Consider the following 17,174-nt stretch of genomic DNA (forward strand, 5'->3'; position numbering starts at 1 on the left):
GCTGTGGACTCATGCTCCTGGCGGAGTGGCCGAGTGGCTTAGGCAAGGGCCTGCAAAGCCCTGTACACGGGTTCGATTCCCGTCTCCGCCTCGGACGATTAGCTCAGCGGGAGAGCACTACCTTGACACGGTAGGGGTCACAGGTTCAATCCCTGTATCGTCCATTCGGATCGCAGCGGGCCCGGTGCACATCGCACCGGGCCCGCTGTCGTTTCCGGGGTCCGCCGGCGGTCGCGCACGCTCAAGATCAGCCGATTTGGAACTTCGGGGGACCGTCGGATAAAGTTCCTCTCGCACCACGGGAAACCGAGGGGCAACGCGGATGTAGCGCAGTTGGTAGCGCATCACCTTGCCAAGGTGAGGGTCGCGAGTTCGAGTCTCGTCATCCGCTCGGACGATTAGCTCAGCGGGAGAGCACTACCTTGACACGGTAGGGGTCACTGGTTCAATCCCAGTATCGTCCACTCAACCGGGAAGCCCCCGATCGAATATGATCGGGGGCTTCTTGCTGTTCCTGACCTGTCGGTCACCGCCCAGTTTTTGTCCAATTAATGGTCGGAACGGCCGAAAATGCCCACTTTTTTGTCTTTTATGGCGGCGTGACCGCCTCTATTGTTCATTGCCGTGTCCGGCTACAAGTACGACTTCTTCATCAGCTACTGCCGATACGGCAGCGTGCAGAGATGGTTGCTGAACCACTTCCTCGACAAGCTCCGGGAATGCTTGGCCGACCACTACGCACCGACGCCGACGGTGTACGTCGACCGCTCGATGGAGCGCGGCGTGCACTGGCCGTCGAACCTGCAGGACGCACTGCGGCACAGCAAGATCATGATCCAGCTGCTGACCCCGCAGTACTACCAGTCGCGGTGGTGCATGGCCGAGCAGAAGAGCATGCGGGCCAGAGAGGACATGCTGGGTCTGGCCAGTCTGGAGGTCTCGCAGGGGCTGATTTATCCCATCCTCTACGCCGATTCCGAGAACTTTCCGCTCGAGGAAAAAGAACGTGCGTGGGTGGATTTCAAGGACGTGGCCCACCCGGACCCGGTCTACCAGCAGAGCAAGAAATACCTGCGATTCCACACTCGGGTCAACACGCTGGCCGCGGACCTCGTCAAGCTCGCCAAGCTGGCACCTCCGTGGCAGGCGGACTGGCCTGACGTCGATCCCCCGAACCCCCCGCTCCTGCCGCCCACGCAGCTACCGAGGTTCTGACCATGGCTGGGACCGTCATCACCTTCTACTCCTACAAAGGCGGCGTCGGGCGCAGTTTCACCATGGCCAGCATCGCGGTGCTGCTCGCCCGGTGGGGTTACCGGGTGCTGACGATCGACTGGGACCTGGAAGCCCCCGGCCTCCACCACTACTTCGCACCGCTCATGTCGGGACCGCCCCAGGGCGGTGTCGTCGATCTCGCGCACGATTTCCTCGCGGGCGCGAAAAGACCTGCCCCGCACATCGTCGACGTCGACGTGGAGGGCGCCGGTTCACTCGGACTGCTGGCCGCGGGGAAGATGGACCGCGACTACATGGGACGCATGCAGTCGATCGACTGGGAGAAGCTGTACCCGCAGGGGTTCGCGACCTTCCTCGAGACCTGCCGCGACATCTGGACCGCCGACCACGACTTCGTCCTGCTCGACAGCAGGACCGGCATCTCCGACATCGCGAGCATCTGCACGGCCCATCTGCCGGACCGGCTGGTCGTCGTCTTCACCGCCAACGACCAGAACCTCGACGAGGTCGTCGACATCGCCCGGCGCGCTGACGACGCGCGGGACCGGATGCCGTACGACCGGCCACGGCACACCGTGCTCCCCGTGCTGTCGCGGCTGGACAACCGCGTGGAGTACGAGCGCGCGGACAACTGGCAGCGCAAGTGCGCCAAGGTCGTCACCCCGCTGTTCGAGAACTGGCTCGTCAAGAGCGTCCCGGAGGACCGGATGCTGCGGCACCTCACCGTGCCCTACGTGTCCTACTGGAGCTTCGGTGAACAACTGCCGGTGCTGGACGAACCCGTCCCGTCCCCCGACCAGATCTCGTACGCGCTCGAAACCATCGCCGCGGTGATCGCGCAGGGGTTCGACCGCACGGACGTGCTGGAGGACAACCGCGACGCCTACGTCGCGGCGGCCCGCAACCACCACCGGGACTTCGACCTCGACGTGCTGGTGTCCGGTCCGCGGACGTTGCAGAAGGCCACCGAGGAACTCGTCGCCCAGCTGAACGCGCTCGGCGTGCGGGCCGAGCGCTCGGTGTCCGGCGACCCGGAGATCCTGGAACGGGCCGGCGTGCCGGCGGAGCACCTGTGCCTCCTGGTGGACGGGGAGGCGAGCCGGTGGCAGATCACCGAGGCCGAACGCTTCCTGCGGCACGCCATCGGACCGGAGGGTGACCAGCGGCAGTTGTTCTGCGTGCTGTCGAAGAACACGGACCGGGACAAGCTTCCCGGCTTCCTGCGCAACCTGCGGCACCTGGAGCTCGGCTCGCAGCCGGAGCTGGTCGCGCGGCAGCTCCACGCCCTCATCCAGCGCACTGATGGGCACGAACCCAATCACGAGGCATTGGTGGCGGCCGCGACCGCGTTGCGCGGTCTTCCGGCGGAGATGCCCTACGCCGGCCGATTCGCGCTCGCCCAGGACACCGTGCGGGGCATGACCGCGGCGCTCGACGGCGGCGACATGGAGCTGCTGCTCGACCACTCGGCTGATCTCGCGCTCATCAGCAAGTCACACGGCAACGGCGCTCAGACCGCGATGCCACCGGAACTCCGGGCCGCGGTGACCGAGCTGCTCGCCCGGATCGATCGACGACTCAACGCGTTCACCGACTGAGAGAGGCGGCGTGATGCCGGAGAAGTTTGGCGCCCCCGAACGTGCGGCCCTGATGGTGCTCATGCTCGAGAACCGGAAGATGCCGAACACGGAGCTGAACGAGCAGGTCAAGCTCACGAAGCCCGGCCGGGGCAAGTTGAACGAGGCAGGGTTGATCCGGACGGCCGAAGACGTGCGGCCCATGGTTCACGAGATCACCGACGAAGGCATCGCCTGGTGCCTGCAGGACCTCGTGAAGGGCGAGCTGCCGCCGAGGTCGACCTCGCACGCGCGCGTCACGTTCGGCCTGTTGAAGAAGTTCATCGTGCACCACGAAGCTCGCGGCACGCTCGTCGAGGTGATCCGGTCCCGCGACCTGGAGTCGTTGATCCGGTCCGTCTACGAGGAGCTCGCCGTCGAGCCGCAGGACTGGATCCGGCTCGCCCGCATCCGGCCGCGGCTCAACGGCGCCGAGAGGGGTGAGGTCGACGACGTGCTGGTGAAGATGATGAAGACCGGGACCGTCCACCTGGCGCCCGAGTCCAACACCAAGGTGCTCACCGCCGAGGACCACGCCGCGGCGCTGCGGGTCGGCAGCGAGGACCTGCACCTCGTGGCGATGGAGGAGTCATGACCGCGCAGCTGCGGGAGGCGCTGGCCGTCCTGCGGTTCAACTCGGCCGAGACCCCGGACGACGTCTGGCGCACCTCGCCCTCGCACGTCGACGGGCTGCACACCAGGGCGGAGCACCGCATCAGGACGGCCATCGCGGACGCCAGGGACAGCACGGGGTCCAATCCCATCGGACTCGTCCTGCAGGGCCGCAAGGGCGTCGGGAAGACCCACCTGCTCGGCACGGTGCGCACCATGGTGCAGGAGATCGGTGGCTACTTCTTCCTGATCGAGGTCAGCTCGGCGGCGATGTTCTGGGACGACGTCGCCGACGCGATGCGCAGCGAGCTGCTCAGGACCGATGACAGCGGCCAGCTCCAGCTCATCGTGCTGCTGCGGGAACTGTGCCGCGGTGCGGACCTGCCCGCGGACGTCAGCGCGGCGATCGTGCGCGAAGCGCCGTTGCAGCCGGAACACCTGGACGCCCTCGTCGAGGGTCTGCACAAGGTGGACGCCCGGATCGCCAGCGAGTGCGACGAGGTGATCCGCGCCCTGGTGCTGTACGCGTCCAAGCACTCGTCGATCGGCAGGAACTACCTCGAGGGGCTCGACGACGAGAAGGGCGAGCGCGCCGGGTGGGGGCTGTCGGCCAAGTCGAGGCCGGCGCGACAGGTGGTGCAGGACATCTCGCGGGTCCTGGCGCTGACCGGTCCCTGCGTGGTCGCGATCGACCAGCTGGACACCGTGGTCAACAAGACCCAGGACCTCATCGAGGACGACCTCAGCCCCGAGGAGGCCGGTGAGCTCGCGCTCATCTCGGACGGGTTGATGCAGCTGCGCGAGATCACCCGGCGGACGGTGACGATCGTCGCGTGCCTGCCCACCACGTGGGTCAAGCTGCGCAAGGCTGCCAGCGACACGGTCGGCGACCGGTTCACGTTGACGCCGATCCTGGGGGCCGTCTCGGACCCCTCGATCGCCAGGAAACTGGTCGAGAAGTGGCTCGCGGTGATCTACCAGGGCCACGGGATCACGCCTCCTCACCCGACCTGGCCGGTGGCGGCGGAGGCGTTCGGCGCCGACTGGCAGGACGAGACGCCGCGCACGCTGCTCAAACGCCTGCACGCCCACGCGGAGGCGTGCCTGCACGGGGAGGTCAGGGAGCTCCGGTCCTTCCAGGAGCCGGAGCAGGAGGAGAAGCCCGCTCCGAAGGTCGCGTTCACGCCGCAGGCGGGGGCGGAGCCGGACTACCTCGTCGAGCTCGACGCCAGGTTCGCGCGGTTGCGGGAGAAGGCCGCGATCGCCGCCGCCGACGTCAGGCTGCAGAACGAGGACGAGGTGATGCCGGCGTTGCTGCTGGCGGGGTTGAGGTCGTGGGTCACCGAGATCGGCAACGACGACCTGGCCTGGCACCCCGAACCGCAGTCCAGTGACAAGAGCCTGCACGCGAGCTTGCGGCACACCGTGGACGAGGAACGGGACGTCGAGGAGCGCTGGGTCTTCAGGCTCATCGCCAGCGGTCACGGCAACACCGTGCTGCGCAGGTTCCGGAGCGCTCGCGCGGCGGCCGAGGACGGCCGCGGCCGGCATCTCGTGCTCATCCGCAACGGCTCCAAGGGCTGGACCGGGGCGAAGACCAGGGGCGAGGTCGCGGAGTTCGTGAAGCGCGGCGGCAAGAGCATCGACGTGTCGGACGAGGACCTGCGCACGTTCATCGCGCTCAAGGAGATGTGGTCGTCGCAGTCGCACCAGCTGCTCGCGTGGCTGGTGGCGCGGAAACCGGCCAGCAGCAGGACGTTCCTGAAGACGATCCTGCCGGATCCGGCGAGGGGCGGGAGCAGGAGCGGGCACCAGGAGACGCGTCCTCCGCCACGGCCGAAGCCCGAAACGCCGCAGCCGCAGTCGGAACCGCAGTCGGAACCGCGGCTTCAGCCGGCACCACAACCGCGGTCAGAGCCGCAGCGGGACCTGCCCGTGCGGGACGGCGAGATCGTGCTCGGGATGGACGGCGAGATCCGGATCGCGCTGGAGTCGTTGCGCAAGCACGCGATCGTGTTCGCCGGGTCCGGTAGTGGCAAGACGGTGTTGTTGCGCCGGATCGTCGAAGAGTGTGCGTTGCAAGGGGTCTCGGCGATCGTGCTGGATCCCAACAACGACCTGGCGCGGCTCGGGGACGCCTGGCCGGAGCCGCCTGGGGAGTGGCTGGCAGGGGATGAGGCGAAAGCCGCCGAGTACCTGGCCGGCACCGAGGTAGTGGTGTGGACGCCGGGGCGGGCCAGCGGGCGGCCGTTGGTGTTCCACCCGTTGCCCGACTTCGCCGAGGTCCGGGGGGACGAGGACGAGTTCGTCGCGGCCATCGAGGCCGCGGTGGCCCGGCTGGTGCCCCATGCCCGTATCGCCAACGAGACCAAGTTCGCTGTTCGGGGGCGGGCTGTGCTCAAGGAGGCGTTGAAGTACTACGCGCGCAACGATCGGCGGGATCTCAACGGGTTCGTGGACCTGCTGGCCGAGTTGCCGGACGGGGTCAGCAAGCTGAGCTCGGCGACGGCTACCGCGGCTGATCTCGCGGAGACGTTGAGGGCGGCCATGGTCAACGATCCCTTGCTTGGTGGGCAAGGGGAACCCACTGATCCCGGCGTGTTGCTCGAGCCTTCGGAGGGCAAGAAGGCGCGGATCTCGGTCATCAGTTTTGTCGGGTTGCCTTCCGACGAGCAGCGGCAGGGGTTCATCAGCCAGTTGCAGCTCGAGGTTTTCGCCTGGATCAAGCGGAACCCCGCGGTGGACCGGCCTCTTGGCGGGCTGCTGGTGATGGACGAGGCGCAGACGATCGCGCCGTCCGGCGGGGTCACGGCCAGCACGCAGACGACGATTCTGCTGGCTTCGCAGGCTCGTAAGTACGGGCTTGGGTTGTTGTTGGCCACGCAGGCGCCCAAGGGTGTGCACAACCAGATCACCGGTAACGCCACCACGCAGTTCTTCGGGCGGTTGAACAGTCCCGCGCAGATCGCCGCGGCTACGGAGATGGCTCGGGCCAAGGGGAGTTCGGTCGCGGACATCTCGCGGCTGGAGCGCGGGCAGTTCTACGTCACCGGGGACACGTTCGGGTTCCGGCGGATGCGGGCGCCGTTGTGCCTGAGTCACCATCCGCCCAGTCCGCTGCGGCTGGAGGAAGTGGTCGAGCGGGCCAGGAAGTGAGAAAGGGCGGTGTCCCCGAACGGGGGCACCGCCCGTTTCGCGTCGGCGTTACGCGGTCAGCATGTCCTCGATCCGTTGCCACAGGCCGGAGAACTGGTCGGAGGAGTCGCCGAGGACGACGAAGTTCACGACGTCGTCGTCACGGACCTCGACGGCGTAGACCGTGTTGTCCGCTCGGTCGACGCGCACCGAGACCGTGGTGTCGCCCAGGTGCAACGTGCCGGCCAGGCCGCGCTTGGCGAGCGCGGGGGAGGCGGCCACGAACTGCTCGGCCAGGGTGCGCAGGGCGTTGTTCTGGACGGTGGGCGCGGGTTCCGGTTCGGGCTGCTTGAGGGCGGCCACCAGGTCGGCGACGGGTACGCGCCGGCGGCCCGATGTCTCGGCTTCCTCCACGCGCGACACCAGTGTGTCGACGAGGTTGCCGTCCGCGTGCAGGTGCGGTGACGCCGCGGGGTCCTCGCCGGTGAGCACCGGCAGCACGTGCTCGTCGTTCGTCCGCACCTCGTCCGCACTGGACACGAACGGCACGAGGAAACGCACTTCCGCCTCCGGCAGGTCGTTGCTCTCCAGCACGGTCAGGCCGCGCTGACGGCACGCCTCGACCGCCTCGTCGACCACGGCGCGCTGTTCCTCTGCGAACGACACGGCGATGTCGTAGCTCGCGGATTCGGTCACTCCAACCTCCCTGATGACTTCCCGGCCGGCGACCGGGTGCGTGCGCATCGTCCATCTCGGGTGTTGACCAGAAGTGGATGAGGAGTGGACGTGTTGACCACCTCGGTGGGCAACGGGAAACACCTGGTTCCGCGCTTTTCGAAGACGAATGCTCGAAGGGAGCCCGCAGAGAGCGGGCGAAATCCGGAAAACAATTCCGATCCCTTCGGAGGATTCGCCATGTCCAAAATCGTGTCCACTTTCGCGGCCGGTGCGGCCACGCTGCTCACCGCCATCGCGGTCGCCGCTTCCGTTTCCGGTGGTGTCGCGGCCAACGCGGACGAGGAGAACCCGCCCAAGCCGCCGACCACCACAACCACCACGGAGACGCCGGACGGCGGCGGCAACCCGTGGCACGACTGAGGTAGCCGCAAATGCGCCCCGGCCATTGGTGACAATGGTCGGGGTGATTGCGCGGTGATGATTCTGCTGATGTACTCGCAGGACGCCGGAGATGGAGGTAATCATGGCCGAGACTTTTGGTGAGCTGCTGCGCGGGCACCGCATCGCCGCAGGCCTGTCGATGGGACGGCTGGCGAAGCTGATTCATTACAGCAAGGGCTATCTCAGCAAGATCGAGAACGACCTCAAACCGCCGACACCGACCGTGGCGCGGCTCTGCGACGGCGTGCTCGAGGCCGGCGGGCGGCTGGTCGAGGCCGCGGCGCACGGCGGGCCCGCGCTCGGCCGCCGGCAGGTGCTGGTGGTGGGCACGATGCTCGGTGTCGGGGCGCTCGCGGGCAGCGGGACGCGACCGGTGCCGGACGAGCAGGTGATCGCGGGCATGCGCACGTCGTTCGAGCAGCTGCGCGGGCTCGGGCTACAGACCAGTCCGGTGGTGGTCCTCGAACCGCTGAAAGCCTTGCACCGCACGGTGCACGGGCTCGCGCGGGAGAACACGGGGCCGGTCGCCACCCGGTTGCTCCTGCTGGCCGCGCGGATCGCCGAGTACACGGGCTGGATGAGCCAGGAGGCCGGTGACGAGCAGAACGCGGTGTGGTGGACCAGGCAGGCCTCGGAACTGTCGCGCGCGGCGGGGAACCCGGACATCGCGAGCTACGCGTTCGTCAGGGAGGCGGGTATCGCGCTCTACCGGCGAGATGCCGCGAACACGATCAGCCTCGCCCAGCAGGCGCAGTGGATCGGCAGGGCCGGCTCGCGCGTACTCGCGCTGGCCGCACGACGGGAAGCACAGGGGCACGCGCTCGCCGGCGACCGGTACGCCGCCGAGAGCGCGTTCGACCGCGCCGCGCAGCTGATGGTGTCCGAGGCGCCGGACGGCCCGTACTCCGCGCTCGGACCCAGCGCGCCCGATCCCCTCGAGCTGGCACGGGGGTGGTCGTTGTCGGACCTCGGGCTCAACGCCGAGGCGGCCGCGGTGCTCGACCGGCAGCTGGCGTCGGTGCCCGCCCGGTCACGCCGCACCAGGGCCAGGTTCGGCGCACGGCGGTCGCTGGCCCACGCGTTGTCGGGAGAGGTCGAGCAGAGCTGCCGCACTCTCGCCGGCACCTTCGACGACGTGGCGCACGTCGACTCGGCGACGGTGCGGACCGACCTGCGGCAGCTGGCCAGGACCCTGGGCAGGTGGCACAACCAGGACGCCGTGCGGGAGGTCTACCCCGGCCTCAAGCGGCTGCTGGCTCACCGCTGACCGCACGCGCAGGTCAAAGCCGCGCGCTCGGCCCGCACCTCCTCCGCCTCCGGCTGGCCGAGCTCGGTGAACACCGCCTCAGCGGCCTCCCAGTGCGCGACCGCGTCGGCGTGCCGGCCGAGCGCGTGCATCGTCCGCGCCACACCGATCTCACCGTGCGAGCGGTGGGTCCGGTTGCCCGTGCCGGTCGCACGGTCGAGCAGTTCCAGGTAGAGCCGCAGCGCCGCGTGCTGGTCGCCCCCGGCGTCGGCGGTGGCGGCCTGGTCCCGGCAGAGCCGGGCGCGCAGGTCGGCGTCGTCCACTCCGCTGGCGGCCTCGGACGCGAGCCGGTGGTGGCGGCGCGCCTCGGGGAGCCTCCCGGCCAGCCGGTGCGCGTCGGCGATGTTGGTCAGCGCGTACGCGGCCACGACGGTGTCCTCCAGCTCCTCCGCGATCTCGTGCGCCGCGATGTGGTCGACGATGGCCTCGTCCAGCATCCCCAGGTGCTGCCGGTTCGCGCCGAGGTTGTTGAGCTCGTGGGCGAGACCGCGCTGGTGACCGATCCTGCGGAGGATCTCCACGGCCGCACCGTGGCGTTGCATCGCGAGGTCGTGTTCGCGGTGCTGTTCGTTCAGGTAGCCCAGCATGCCCAGGGCGTGCGCCTGGCCGCGCAGGTCGCCGCACTGCTCGTACTTCTCCAGCGCGGACTCGAAATGCGCGATCGCTTCGCGGTGCCGGCCGAGCTGCATGGCGCAGACGGCGACCGTGCAGAGGGCAGACGCCTCGCCCAGCACGTCACCGATGTCGCGCCACCTGGACAGTGCCTGTTCGGCGAGTTCCACCGCCTCGGCGTGCTTGCCGAGCCTGTCGTTCGCGATGGCGAGGCGGAGCAGCACGTGCGCCTCGCCGTAGCGGTCGCTCCTGCCGGACAGGACGTCCCTGGCCAGTTCCATGGCCTCGATCCAGTCCGTGAACCGGTTCGCGGTGTTGTGGTGCCGCCAGATCAGCACGGCGAGCTGCCACGCGTGGTCGACCAGCCCCTGCTCACCCGCGTGCCGGATCGCGGCGGCCAGGTTGTCGCGCTCCGCGTTGATCCACGCCAGTGCGTTGCCCTTGTCGTCGAACCGCAGGCCGTGCGGGCTCGTCCGGTCCGAGCACGGCTGGGCCGCGCGGTCGAACGGGTACGCGGTGCCGACCGCGTTCGCGAGCGTGACCAGGTAGAAGTCGAGCAGGCGCACCAACGCGTCCGGGTCCGGGGACTCGAGAGCGGCGAACTCCTTGATCGAGTCGAGCATCTGGTAGCGGTCCGGTGCGACCTCTTCGAGCAGGCAGACCTCGTGCAGGTCGTCGAGCAGCTTGCGGGTGCCGGCGACGTCGCGGCCGAGGAGGGCCGCCGCGCCGACGAGATCGACATCGGGTCCCGGCAGGTGCCCGAACAACCGGAAGACCTGCTGCTGCTGGTCGTCTAGGTGTCGGTACGACGCGTGGATCGCGGCGCCGTCCTCCCGCCAGGCGCCGCTGTCGTCGATCAGGCCGAGGAGGTGGTCCAGTGACCACCTGTCGTGCTTGCGCAGCAACGCCGCCGCAACGGTGATCGACACCGGCATGTACCCGCAGCGCTTCACCAGGCCCGCCACGTCCGCCGCCCTGCCGCGGACGCGGGCGTGGCCGGTGAGCCTCTGGAACAGCGCGGAAGCGTCGGCTGGCGGCATGGGTGTGAGCCGGACGTGCTCGCTGATGTCCGGATCGCCCATCTTCCTGCTGGTGACCACGGCGAAGCAGTCGGACGTCTCGGGCAGCAGTGGCCGGATCTGCTCCGGTGAGGCCGCGTTGTCCAGCACCACAAGGGTTTTCGTGCCGTACAGCTGGGTTTGGTAGAGCGTCGCCTTGCGTCCCACGGTGTCGGGGATCTGTTCCGCCGGCACGCCCAGTTCGGTGAGCAGCTGGGTCAACGCGTCCGAGATCGACATCGGTGCGACGTTCGGTGTGAAACCGTTGAGCCGAACCAGGAGTTGTCCGTCCGGGAACCGGTGGCGCAGGCGGTGGGCGGCCTCGACGGCCAGGCCGGTCTTGCCGATGCCGGGTGCACCGCTGATCCACACCGCGCGCCGTTCGTCTGATCCGGCTGCGGCCGCCTCGATCGTATTCAGCTCCTCGTCCCGGCCGGTGAACCCGCCAGGGCGCGAGGGCAGTGAGCTGACCGGGGCGCCGCGCTCGGCCAGCGCGGCCAGTTTGCGCAGCACCGATCCCGGCTCGTACCCGGCTTCCGCGAGTGCACCGCAGGTGCTCTTGTAGATCCGGATGGCGCCCACTCCGTCTCCGCCCGCGATCAGGGCGCGCATGAGGAGCTCGGCGTACTTCTGGTTGGCGGGATCAGTCGGCAGGGCACGGCGCATCCGGTCGCGTGCGGATCTGTGGTCGCCGATGTGCAGTTCCAGTTCGGCGAGATCGCCGAGCGCGTCCTTGTAGCTCTCGGCCGGCGTGATCACGGAAGTACCGCCGACGCGGTCGATGTCGATGTCGTCCAGGAAAGGACCGCGCCACAGCGCGACAGCGGCTCTGAGCAGATCGACGGCCTTGCGCTGGTAGTTGTCCTGCAGGGCTTGCGCGGCTTCTTCGCGCAACCGGTCGAAGCGCGCTGCGTCGATCTGGTCCTCGTCGACGCGCAGCACATAACCCGTGGGTGTCGTCTCGATCGAAGCGTCGGTGGGTTCGAACGCCGTGCGGAGCCTCTTGATGTAGCTGCGGACCAGGCTCCGGCGATCGGGGTTGCCGGGCCACACCGTTTCAGTGAGCCGTTCGGGTGAGACGGGTTTGTTCGCGTGCAACAGGAGCACGACGAGGATGAAGCGTTGCTGCTGGTCTCCCAACTGAACGGAGTTGTGCTCGTGCCACGCCTCCAAAGGACCCAGCATCCGGAACTCCACGCCGACCTCCTCGGTGTCCGCACTCCTGTCTGGGTGGAATGTCGCGCAATGTCCCGCCGGTGTGTCGGTTCATCCGCTTTTTGTCCACCTTTGATCAACGCGATCAGGTAACGGTGCTCCGCAGTGACGCTCAGTACCGAGGGGGAGACCGATGGTGCCGGATGTGCTGCCCTGCTACGTGGTGTGCGACGTTTCGTTCTCGATGACCGGCCACATCGACGAGGTGAACGCCGGGATGCGCGAGTTCCGGGGTGTGGTGCACGCGGAGCGGCGGCCCGCGGCGCAGGTGCGGCTCTGCGTCGTGGTCTTCGCCGACAGACCGCTGGTCGTGCACCCTCTCGCGCCCGCGCTCGACCCGGCGGAGCTGATCACGCCGCGACAGGAGCCGGGGTCCGACTTCGGTGCGGCGTTCACCCTCGTGCGCGCCGTCATCGAGCGTGACGTGGAGACGCTCAAGGCTCAGCGGATCGGGGTTCGCCGGCCGGTGCTGTTCTTCGTCTCCGACGGCAGGGCGACGGATCCGGCCTGGCCCGTCGCGTTGGCGCGGCTCACGGAGACGGTGTCGTGCCCGGAGATGATCGCGTTCGGTCTGGGGGCCGTCGACCAGCGGGCGTTGGACCGCATCGGCACGTCACGGGTGTTCCTCGGTCGCGACGGCGTGCGGCTGGGCATCGCGCTGGCCTCATCGGTGGCACGGACCGTCCTGCGGCCGGACCACGTCTGACCGATCCACGGCGTGTCCACTTCTCGTCCACACGGTCGACGCACCCTGCCTCCGCCGCACTCGAGCAGGCAAGGGGAGGGAGAGCGGAGATGACGACGAACCTGGTCCGGGAACTGAAGACGCTTCGCAAGGGACGGGGCGTGCACGCGCCGCGGCTGTTGGACAGGATCGGTCCGGCGCTGGCCGCCTCGTGCGGGATCACGCGGGCCGACGGGTCGGTCGCCGCCAAGCAGAAGCTCGTCACCAGGCTGAGCGAGCTGGTCGAGCAGCTGCCGGAGGATCTCCAGCTGCCGGCGCGGGCGGCGTTCGGTCTCACCTCCGACGTCCGGCAGCCGCTCTACGGCGAGCGCGTGAACTGGGTGGCGGCGGAGATCGACCGCGATGCCCGCACCGTGCGCCGGCGCGTGGACGACGCGGTCTACCAGCTGGCCGAACTGGCCGCGACGACCACCCGGCGCGACGTCGGCGGCTGGCACACCGCGGAGCTGGCCGTGGCGGTCACCCTGGACCAGGGGCAGCCGGAGGTGGTGGAGCGCTACCAGGTCGTCGCGGACCAGGACGGGGTGGACTCGCTGGAGTTCGCCCCCGTGTTCCCGGTGCGCAGGCGGGACGTGGACGTGCACCTGATGTACGGGGGCACGTTGCGCGACAGGGGTCTGGAACGTCCCGGCTTCACACTCGTCCCGGCCACCACGCTGGCGCGCGGCGAGTCGCACGACTTCGCGCTGCGCTACCGCCTGCAGAGCCGCGACGCCATGCACCCGTGCGTGCTGCACGTGCCCGAACGGCCGTGCGACCTGTTCGACCTGCGCGTCCGGTTCGAGTGCGACGTCAAGCGGATCGTGCGCACGTTCGACGGGGTGTTGCTGCGGTCCGACGCGGAGCCGGGCGGGATGCAGCAGGCGGTGGACCGGGCGGGGGACCTGCACCTGCGGTTCCGGCGGCTGCTGCCGGGACTGCTCTACGGGGCTCGGTGGGGCGGGTCGGCGGTGTGTTCGGCCCGGCGTGCCTCATGACCTGCGGGGCTCGTACCAGGTCTCGCCCGCGGGTTCGCCGCGGTGATGTTGCGGAACTTGCGAGTGGCGAGGACCCGGGTGCCCACGCCGCCCACCCAGAAATGGGTGCCGTCGTACTCGAACGCGACGGGGACGACGTCCGGTTGGCCGTCCTCGTTGATCGTGGCCAGGCGGGCCAGGGGCTGGGAGCGGAGGTAGGCGGTCTCTTCTTCGGTGAACATGCCGTTTGTACGAACGGGGAGCCGCGTTTTCGACGACTCGGGCATGCTGGGCGTGGTGACACCGCTGATCCTGATCGACGTGGACGGGCCGCTCAACCCGTGGGCGGCGAACCCGAAGCCGGCGAACTACCGGCCGTTCGACATCAAGGTCGGGTGGTGGCGGAAGCTGCGCATCCACCTCGACCCGGACCACGGGTGGAAGTACCCCGCCGTTGCCCGGTACGCCTACGAGCGGCCCCTTGTCTGGTTCGACGACGACTTCGGGCTCCACGCCGCGCGCCGGGAGCGGTTCGTCCACAAGCGACGGCACCTGACCACTGCGCTCGTCCACGTCGATCCCGGTACCGGCATCGGTGCGCAGCACCTGGACGCGGCTCGGAAAGCATTCAGCGGCAACCCCTGAGACGCCGAGAATTCACGGTTGGAGTCGAGAAGGTCTCAACCGGCGCGGTTGGCTTGACAACGAAAGCGATCCGCGCGAATCCTCCGCCTGTGCTGAAGCGAGGGAACGTCACCACGAAACTGATCGGTGTCGGTGCGTTGGTGCTGGCGGTGGCGGCCTGTGGCGCCCCGCCCGCCAAGGAGACGCAGGCCGGTGCGGCCGGGACCGCCAAGTCGGCGGCGGAGTTCGGCGGTGTGGACAAGCTGGTCGAGGAGGCCAAGAAGGAGGGCGGGCTCAACGTCATCGCGCTTCCTCCCGACTGGGCCAACTACGGCGAGATCATCAAGGCGTTCGAGGCCAAGTACGGCATCAAGGTCGACTCCGCGCAGCCGGACGCGTCGAGCCAGGAGGAGATCAACGCCGCCAAGCAGCTCAAGGGCAACGACCGCGCGCCCGACGTGTTCGACCTCGGGCTGAACGTGGCGCTCGCCAACAAGGACCTGTTCGCCCCCTACAAGGTCAGCACCTGGGACGACATCGCCGCGGAGCTCAAGGACGCGGACGGCGCGTACTACGGCGACTACGGCGGCTTCATGTCGATCGGGTACGACGCCGCCAAGGTGCCCGCGCCGGCGAGTGTGAAGGACCTGCTCAAGCCCGAGTACAAGGGCAAGGTCGCGCTCAACGGCGACCCGACGCAGGCCGGCGCCGCGTTCTCCGGTGTCGTGATGGCGGCGCTGGGCAACGGTGGTTCCGCCGACGACATCGCTCCCGGTGTCGAGTTCTTCAAGCAGCTCAAGGCCGCCGGCAACTTCCAGCCGGTCGATCCCTCGCCCGCGACGATCGAGTCCGGGCAGACGCCCGTCGTCATCGACTGGGACTACACCAACGCCGCGCAGACCGAGAAGCTCAAGGGCAAGCTCGACTGGAAGGTCGTCGTGCCGGCCGAGGCCCAGATCGGCGGCTACTACAACCAGGCCATCAGCAAGGACGCCCCGCACCCCGCGGCCGCGCGCCTGTGGCAGGAGTTCCTCTACTCCGACGAGGGCCAGAACCTGTACCTGAAGGGCATGTCGCGCCCGGTCCGCCTGGAGAAGATGGGCGACAAGGCGGACAAGGCCGCGAAGGAGAAGCTGCCGAAGACCGACGGCAAGCAGGTCTTCCAGACCCAGGCGCAGGCCGACAAGGCCAAGGCCGTGCTCACCGCCACCTGGGCTCAGGCCATCGGATGACCAGTGTCGCTCCCGTAGCGACGACGCCCGGCGGTTCCACCAGGATCAAGGGTGGGGCCGCCGGTCGGCCATCGGCGGCCGCCTGGCTCGTCGCGGTGCCGTTCCTCGCGTTCGTCGGGATCTTCCTCGTCTACCCCACGGTGCTCGTGCTGGTCGGCGCCTTCCAGGACTCCGGCGGCGCCTTCACCCTCGACAACCTCACGACCCTGTTCACGGGTGTCGTCTTCGACGCTTTCGTGCGCAGCATCGAGCTTTCCGCGCTCACGGCGGTGATCGGCGCGGTCTTCGGCGCGCTGCTCACGTGGGCGATCGCGGTCGGCGACCCGGAGGGGATGCTGCGCCGGGTCGTCGTCGCGGGAAGCGGTGTGCTGGCCCAGTTCGGTGGCGTGCCGCTCGCGTTCGCCTTCCTCGCGACGGTCGGCTTCGAAGGTCTCGTCACGAAGTTCCTGCGCGACAACGCCGGCATCGACCTGTTCGCCGGCAGCGCGTGGCTGTTCGAGCTGCCGGGGCTGACGCTGGTCTACACGTTCTTCCAGATCCCGTTGATGGTCATCGTGTTCCTGCCCGCGCTCGACGGTCTGCGGCCGCAGTGGCGCGAGGCGAACGCGAGCCTCGGCGGCACGAGCTGGACGTACTGGAGGCACGTCGGCGGACCGATCCTGCTGCCGCCGTTCCTCGGCGCGCTGCTCCTGTTGTTCGCCAACGCCTTCAGCGCCTACGCCACGGCAGCCGCGCTCGTCTCGCAGGGCAGTCCGATCGTGCCGCTGCAGATCCGCGGGTTCCTCACCGGTGAGGTCGTGCTCGGTCAGGAGAACCTCGGCAAGGCGCTCGGGCTCGGCATGGTCATCGTCGTGAGCATCGCGATGGGCGTGAACGTGCTGCTGCAGAAGAGGGTGGCCAAGTGGGTTCGCCAGTGAAGCAACGCGTCCTGCGCACGATCATCCTGCTGGTCCTCGGCGTCTACTTCGTCCTGCCGCTGATCGCGATGGCGGAGTTCTCCACGCGGGGCAGGGACAACACCCGCAGCCTCGAGTCGTGGACGTCCATCGTCGACGACGACGGGTTGATGGAGGCGCTCGTCAACTCGCTGCTGCTGTCGGTCACGAGCGCGGTGCTGATGCTGGTGCTGCTCGTGCCGACGATGGCGTGGATCCGGCTCAGACTTCCCCAGTTGCAGCGGTTCGTGGAGTTCCTGTGCCTGCTGCCGCTCGCGATCCCCGCGATCGTGCTGGTGGTCGGCATGGCGCCGCTCTACGCGTGGGTGAACTACTTCCTCGGCGACTCGCCGCTGACGCTGACCTTCGCCTACACGGTCCTGGTGCTGCCGTTCGCCTACCGCGCGGTCGACGCCGGACTCGCCGCGATCGACCTGAAGACGCTCGCCGAAGCCGCACGCAGCCTCGGCGCGTCGTGGTTCACGGTGCTGTGGAAGGTCGTCGTGCCGAACATCCGCGTCGCGCTGATAGGTGCGTCGCTGTTGTCCGTGGCGTTGGTGCTCGGCGAGTTCACCATCGCGTCGCTGCTGAACTTCGACACGTTGCAGGTGCAGGTCAACCTGCTGGGCAAGCGGAACGCGGGTGTGTCCATCGCGGTGTCGTTGCTGTGCCTGCTCTTCGCGTTCGTCCTCCTGTTCGCACTCTCATACGTCGGCCAACGGCGCCGTCAGACCGTCGCCGAAGAAGAAACTTCGCAGGGGAGTAACTGAGAA

The 17,174-nt window shown here is 68.6% G+C and carries 15 protein-coding genes and 4 tRNA genes; 16 read left to right on the forward strand and 3 right to left on the reverse strand.

Translation table 11 applies throughout. From position 1 onward, the window contains the following. Positions 1–19: 19 nt before the first annotated feature. From VM306_RS16400 to VM306_RS16435, 8 genes are all read left to right on the forward strand, one after another. Positions 20–91: transfer RNA gene (locus VM306_RS16400), tRNA-Cys, on the forward strand. Position 92: 1 nt separating this feature from the next. Beyond that, positions 93–164 (forward strand) — tRNA-Val (locus VM306_RS16405). A gap of 154 nt (positions 165–318) precedes the next feature. Further along, positions 319–391: transfer RNA gene (locus VM306_RS16410), tRNA-Gly, on the forward strand. Position 392: 1 nt separating this feature from the next. Then, positions 393–464: transfer RNA gene (locus VM306_RS16415), tRNA-Val, on the forward strand. Between the two features lie 160 nt (positions 465–624). After that, positions 625–1,215 carry a TIR domain-containing protein gene (locus VM306_RS16420; RefSeq protein ID WP_325515856.1) on the forward strand — a complete coding sequence of 197 codons (591 nt, stop codon included), beginning with the start codon at positions 625–627 and terminating at the stop codon, positions 1,213–1,215. A 2-nt stretch (positions 1,216–1,217) separates the two neighbouring features. Further along, positions 1,218–2,834, forward strand: a complete 1,617-nt coding sequence (locus VM306_RS16425) for a tyrosine-protein kinase family protein (RefSeq protein ID WP_325515857.1) — start codon at positions 1,218–1,220, stop codon at positions 2,832–2,834. A 13-nt stretch (positions 2,835–2,847) separates the two neighbouring features. After that, positions 2,848–3,447, forward strand: coding sequence for a hypothetical protein (locus VM306_RS16430; protein WP_325515858.1), 600 nt, complete (start codon positions 2,848–2,850; stop codon positions 3,445–3,447). Continuing rightward, positions 3,444–6,620, forward strand: coding sequence for an ATP-binding protein (locus VM306_RS16435; RefSeq protein WP_325515859.1), 3,177 nt, complete (start codon positions 3,444–3,446; stop codon positions 6,618–6,620). The genes VM306_RS16430 and VM306_RS16435 overlap by 4 nt, the downstream gene beginning before the upstream one ends. A gap of 48 nt (positions 6,621–6,668) precedes the next feature. Here VM306_RS16435 and VM306_RS16440 read toward each other — a convergent pair whose 3' ends face one another. After that, on the reverse strand, positions 6,669–7,295 hold the full coding sequence (locus tag VM306_RS16440; RefSeq protein WP_325515860.1) for a hypothetical protein: 627 nt from the start codon (positions 7,293–7,295) through the stop codon (positions 6,669–6,671). A 219-nt stretch (positions 7,296–7,514) separates the two neighbouring features. Between VM306_RS16440 and VM306_RS16445 the strand changes: the two genes are divergently transcribed. Together VM306_RS16445 and VM306_RS16450 are read left to right on the forward strand one after the other, a co-directional pair. After that, positions 7,515–7,697: a hypothetical protein gene (locus VM306_RS16445; RefSeq protein WP_325515861.1), complete on the forward strand. Its 183-nt coding sequence runs from the start codon at positions 7,515–7,517 to the stop codon at positions 7,695–7,697. 103 nt (positions 7,698–7,800) lie between these two features. Next, complete coding sequence (locus tag VM306_RS16450) at positions 7,801–8,985, forward strand: helix-turn-helix transcriptional regulator (RefSeq protein ID WP_325515862.1); 1,185 nt, start codon at positions 7,801–7,803, stop codon at positions 8,983–8,985. Here the strand turns inward: VM306_RS16450 and VM306_RS16455 are convergent. Then, the gene (locus VM306_RS16455; RefSeq protein ID WP_325515863.1) at positions 8,976–11,891 is read right to left on the reverse strand and encodes an AfsR/SARP family transcriptional regulator; all 2,916 of its coding nucleotides are present in this window, start codon (positions 11,889–11,891) and stop codon (positions 8,976–8,978) included. The genes VM306_RS16450 and VM306_RS16455 overlap by 10 nt on opposite strands. Positions 11,892–12,042: 151 nt before the next feature. On the opposite strand from VM306_RS16455, the gene VM306_RS16460 reads away from it, so the two are divergent. Together VM306_RS16460 and VM306_RS16465 are read left to right on the forward strand one after the other, a co-directional pair. Continuing rightward, complete coding sequence (locus VM306_RS16460) at positions 12,043–12,615, forward strand: hypothetical protein (RefSeq protein WP_325515864.1); 573 nt, start codon at positions 12,043–12,045, stop codon at positions 12,613–12,615. Positions 12,616–12,704: 89 nt separating this feature from the next. Beyond that, a complete protein-coding gene (locus VM306_RS16465) occupies positions 12,705–13,631 on the forward strand; it encodes a hypothetical protein (RefSeq protein ID WP_325515865.1) in 927 nt (308 codons plus the stop codon). Here VM306_RS16465 and VM306_RS16470 read toward each other — a convergent pair. Beyond that, positions 13,577–13,852, reverse strand: coding sequence for a pyridoxamine 5'-phosphate oxidase family protein (locus VM306_RS16470; RefSeq protein ID WP_325515866.1), 276 nt, complete (start codon positions 13,850–13,852; stop codon positions 13,577–13,579). The two genes, VM306_RS16465 and VM306_RS16470, sit on opposite strands and share 55 nt — an antisense overlap. A gap of 55 nt (positions 13,853–13,907) precedes the next feature. Between VM306_RS16470 and VM306_RS16475 the strand changes: the two genes are divergently transcribed. The 4 genes from VM306_RS16475 to VM306_RS16490 all read left to right on the forward strand — a co-directional run bounded on the left by VM306_RS16475 (position 13,908) and on the right by VM306_RS16490 (position 17,171). Continuing rightward, complete coding sequence (locus tag VM306_RS16475) at positions 13,908–14,255, forward strand: hypothetical protein (RefSeq protein WP_325515867.1); 348 nt, start codon at positions 13,908–13,910, stop codon at positions 14,253–14,255. 89 nt (positions 14,256–14,344) lie between these two features. After that, on the forward strand, positions 14,345–15,466 hold the full coding sequence (locus VM306_RS16480; RefSeq protein WP_325515868.1) for an ABC transporter substrate-binding protein: 1,122 nt from the start codon (positions 14,345–14,347) through the stop codon (positions 15,464–15,466). Next, positions 15,463–16,383, forward strand: a complete 921-nt coding sequence (locus VM306_RS16485) for an ABC transporter permease (RefSeq protein ID WP_325515869.1) — start codon at positions 15,463–15,465, stop codon at positions 16,381–16,383. Before VM306_RS16480 ends, VM306_RS16485 begins: the two co-directional genes overlap by 4 nt. Next, complete coding sequence (locus VM306_RS16490; RefSeq protein ID WP_325515870.1) at positions 16,368–17,171, forward strand: ABC transporter permease; 804 nt, start codon at positions 16,368–16,370, stop codon at positions 17,169–17,171. Before VM306_RS16485 ends, VM306_RS16490 begins: the two co-directional genes overlap by 16 nt. Positions 17,172–17,174 lie beyond the last annotated feature (3 nt).

It is taken from the genome of Lentzea sp. (assembly GCF_035525475.1).
Taxonomy (GTDB): domain Bacteria; phylum Actinomycetota; class Actinomycetes; order Mycobacteriales; family Pseudonocardiaceae; genus Lentzea.

Excerpts from the sequence above, each read along its gene's own strand:
- VM306_RS16485 (WP_325515869.1), top strand. The coding sequence starts at position 15,463 with ATGACCAGTGTCGCTCCCGTAGCGACGACGCCCGGCGGTTCCACCAGG.
- VM306_RS16435 (WP_325515859.1), top strand. The coding sequence starts at position 3,444 with ATGACCGCGCAGCTGCGGGAGGCGCTGGCCGTCCTGCGGTTCAACTCG.
- VM306_RS16445 (WP_325515861.1), top strand. The coding sequence starts at position 7,515 with ATGTCCAAAATCGTGTCCACTTTCGCGGCCGGTGCGGCCACGCTGCTC.
- VM306_RS16460 (WP_325515864.1), top strand. The coding sequence starts at position 12,043 with ATGGTGCCGGATGTGCTGCCCTGCTACGTGGTGTGCGACGTTTCGTTC.
- VM306_RS16425 (WP_325515857.1), top strand. The coding sequence starts at position 1,218 with ATGGCTGGGACCGTCATCACCTTCTACTCCTACAAAGGCGGCGTCGGG.
- VM306_RS16430 (WP_325515858.1), top strand. The coding sequence starts at position 2,848 with ATGCCGGAGAAGTTTGGCGCCCCCGAACGTGCGGCCCTGATGGTGCTC.
- VM306_RS16465 (WP_325515865.1), top strand. The coding sequence starts at position 12,705 with ATGACGACGAACCTGGTCCGGGAACTGAAGACGCTTCGCAAGGGACGG.
- VM306_RS16470 (WP_325515866.1), bottom strand. The coding sequence starts at position 13,852 with ATGTTCACCGAAGAAGAGACCGCCTACCTCCGCTCCCAGCCCCTGGCC.
- VM306_RS16450 (WP_325515862.1), top strand. The coding sequence starts at position 7,801 with ATGGCCGAGACTTTTGGTGAGCTGCTGCGCGGGCACCGCATCGCCGCA.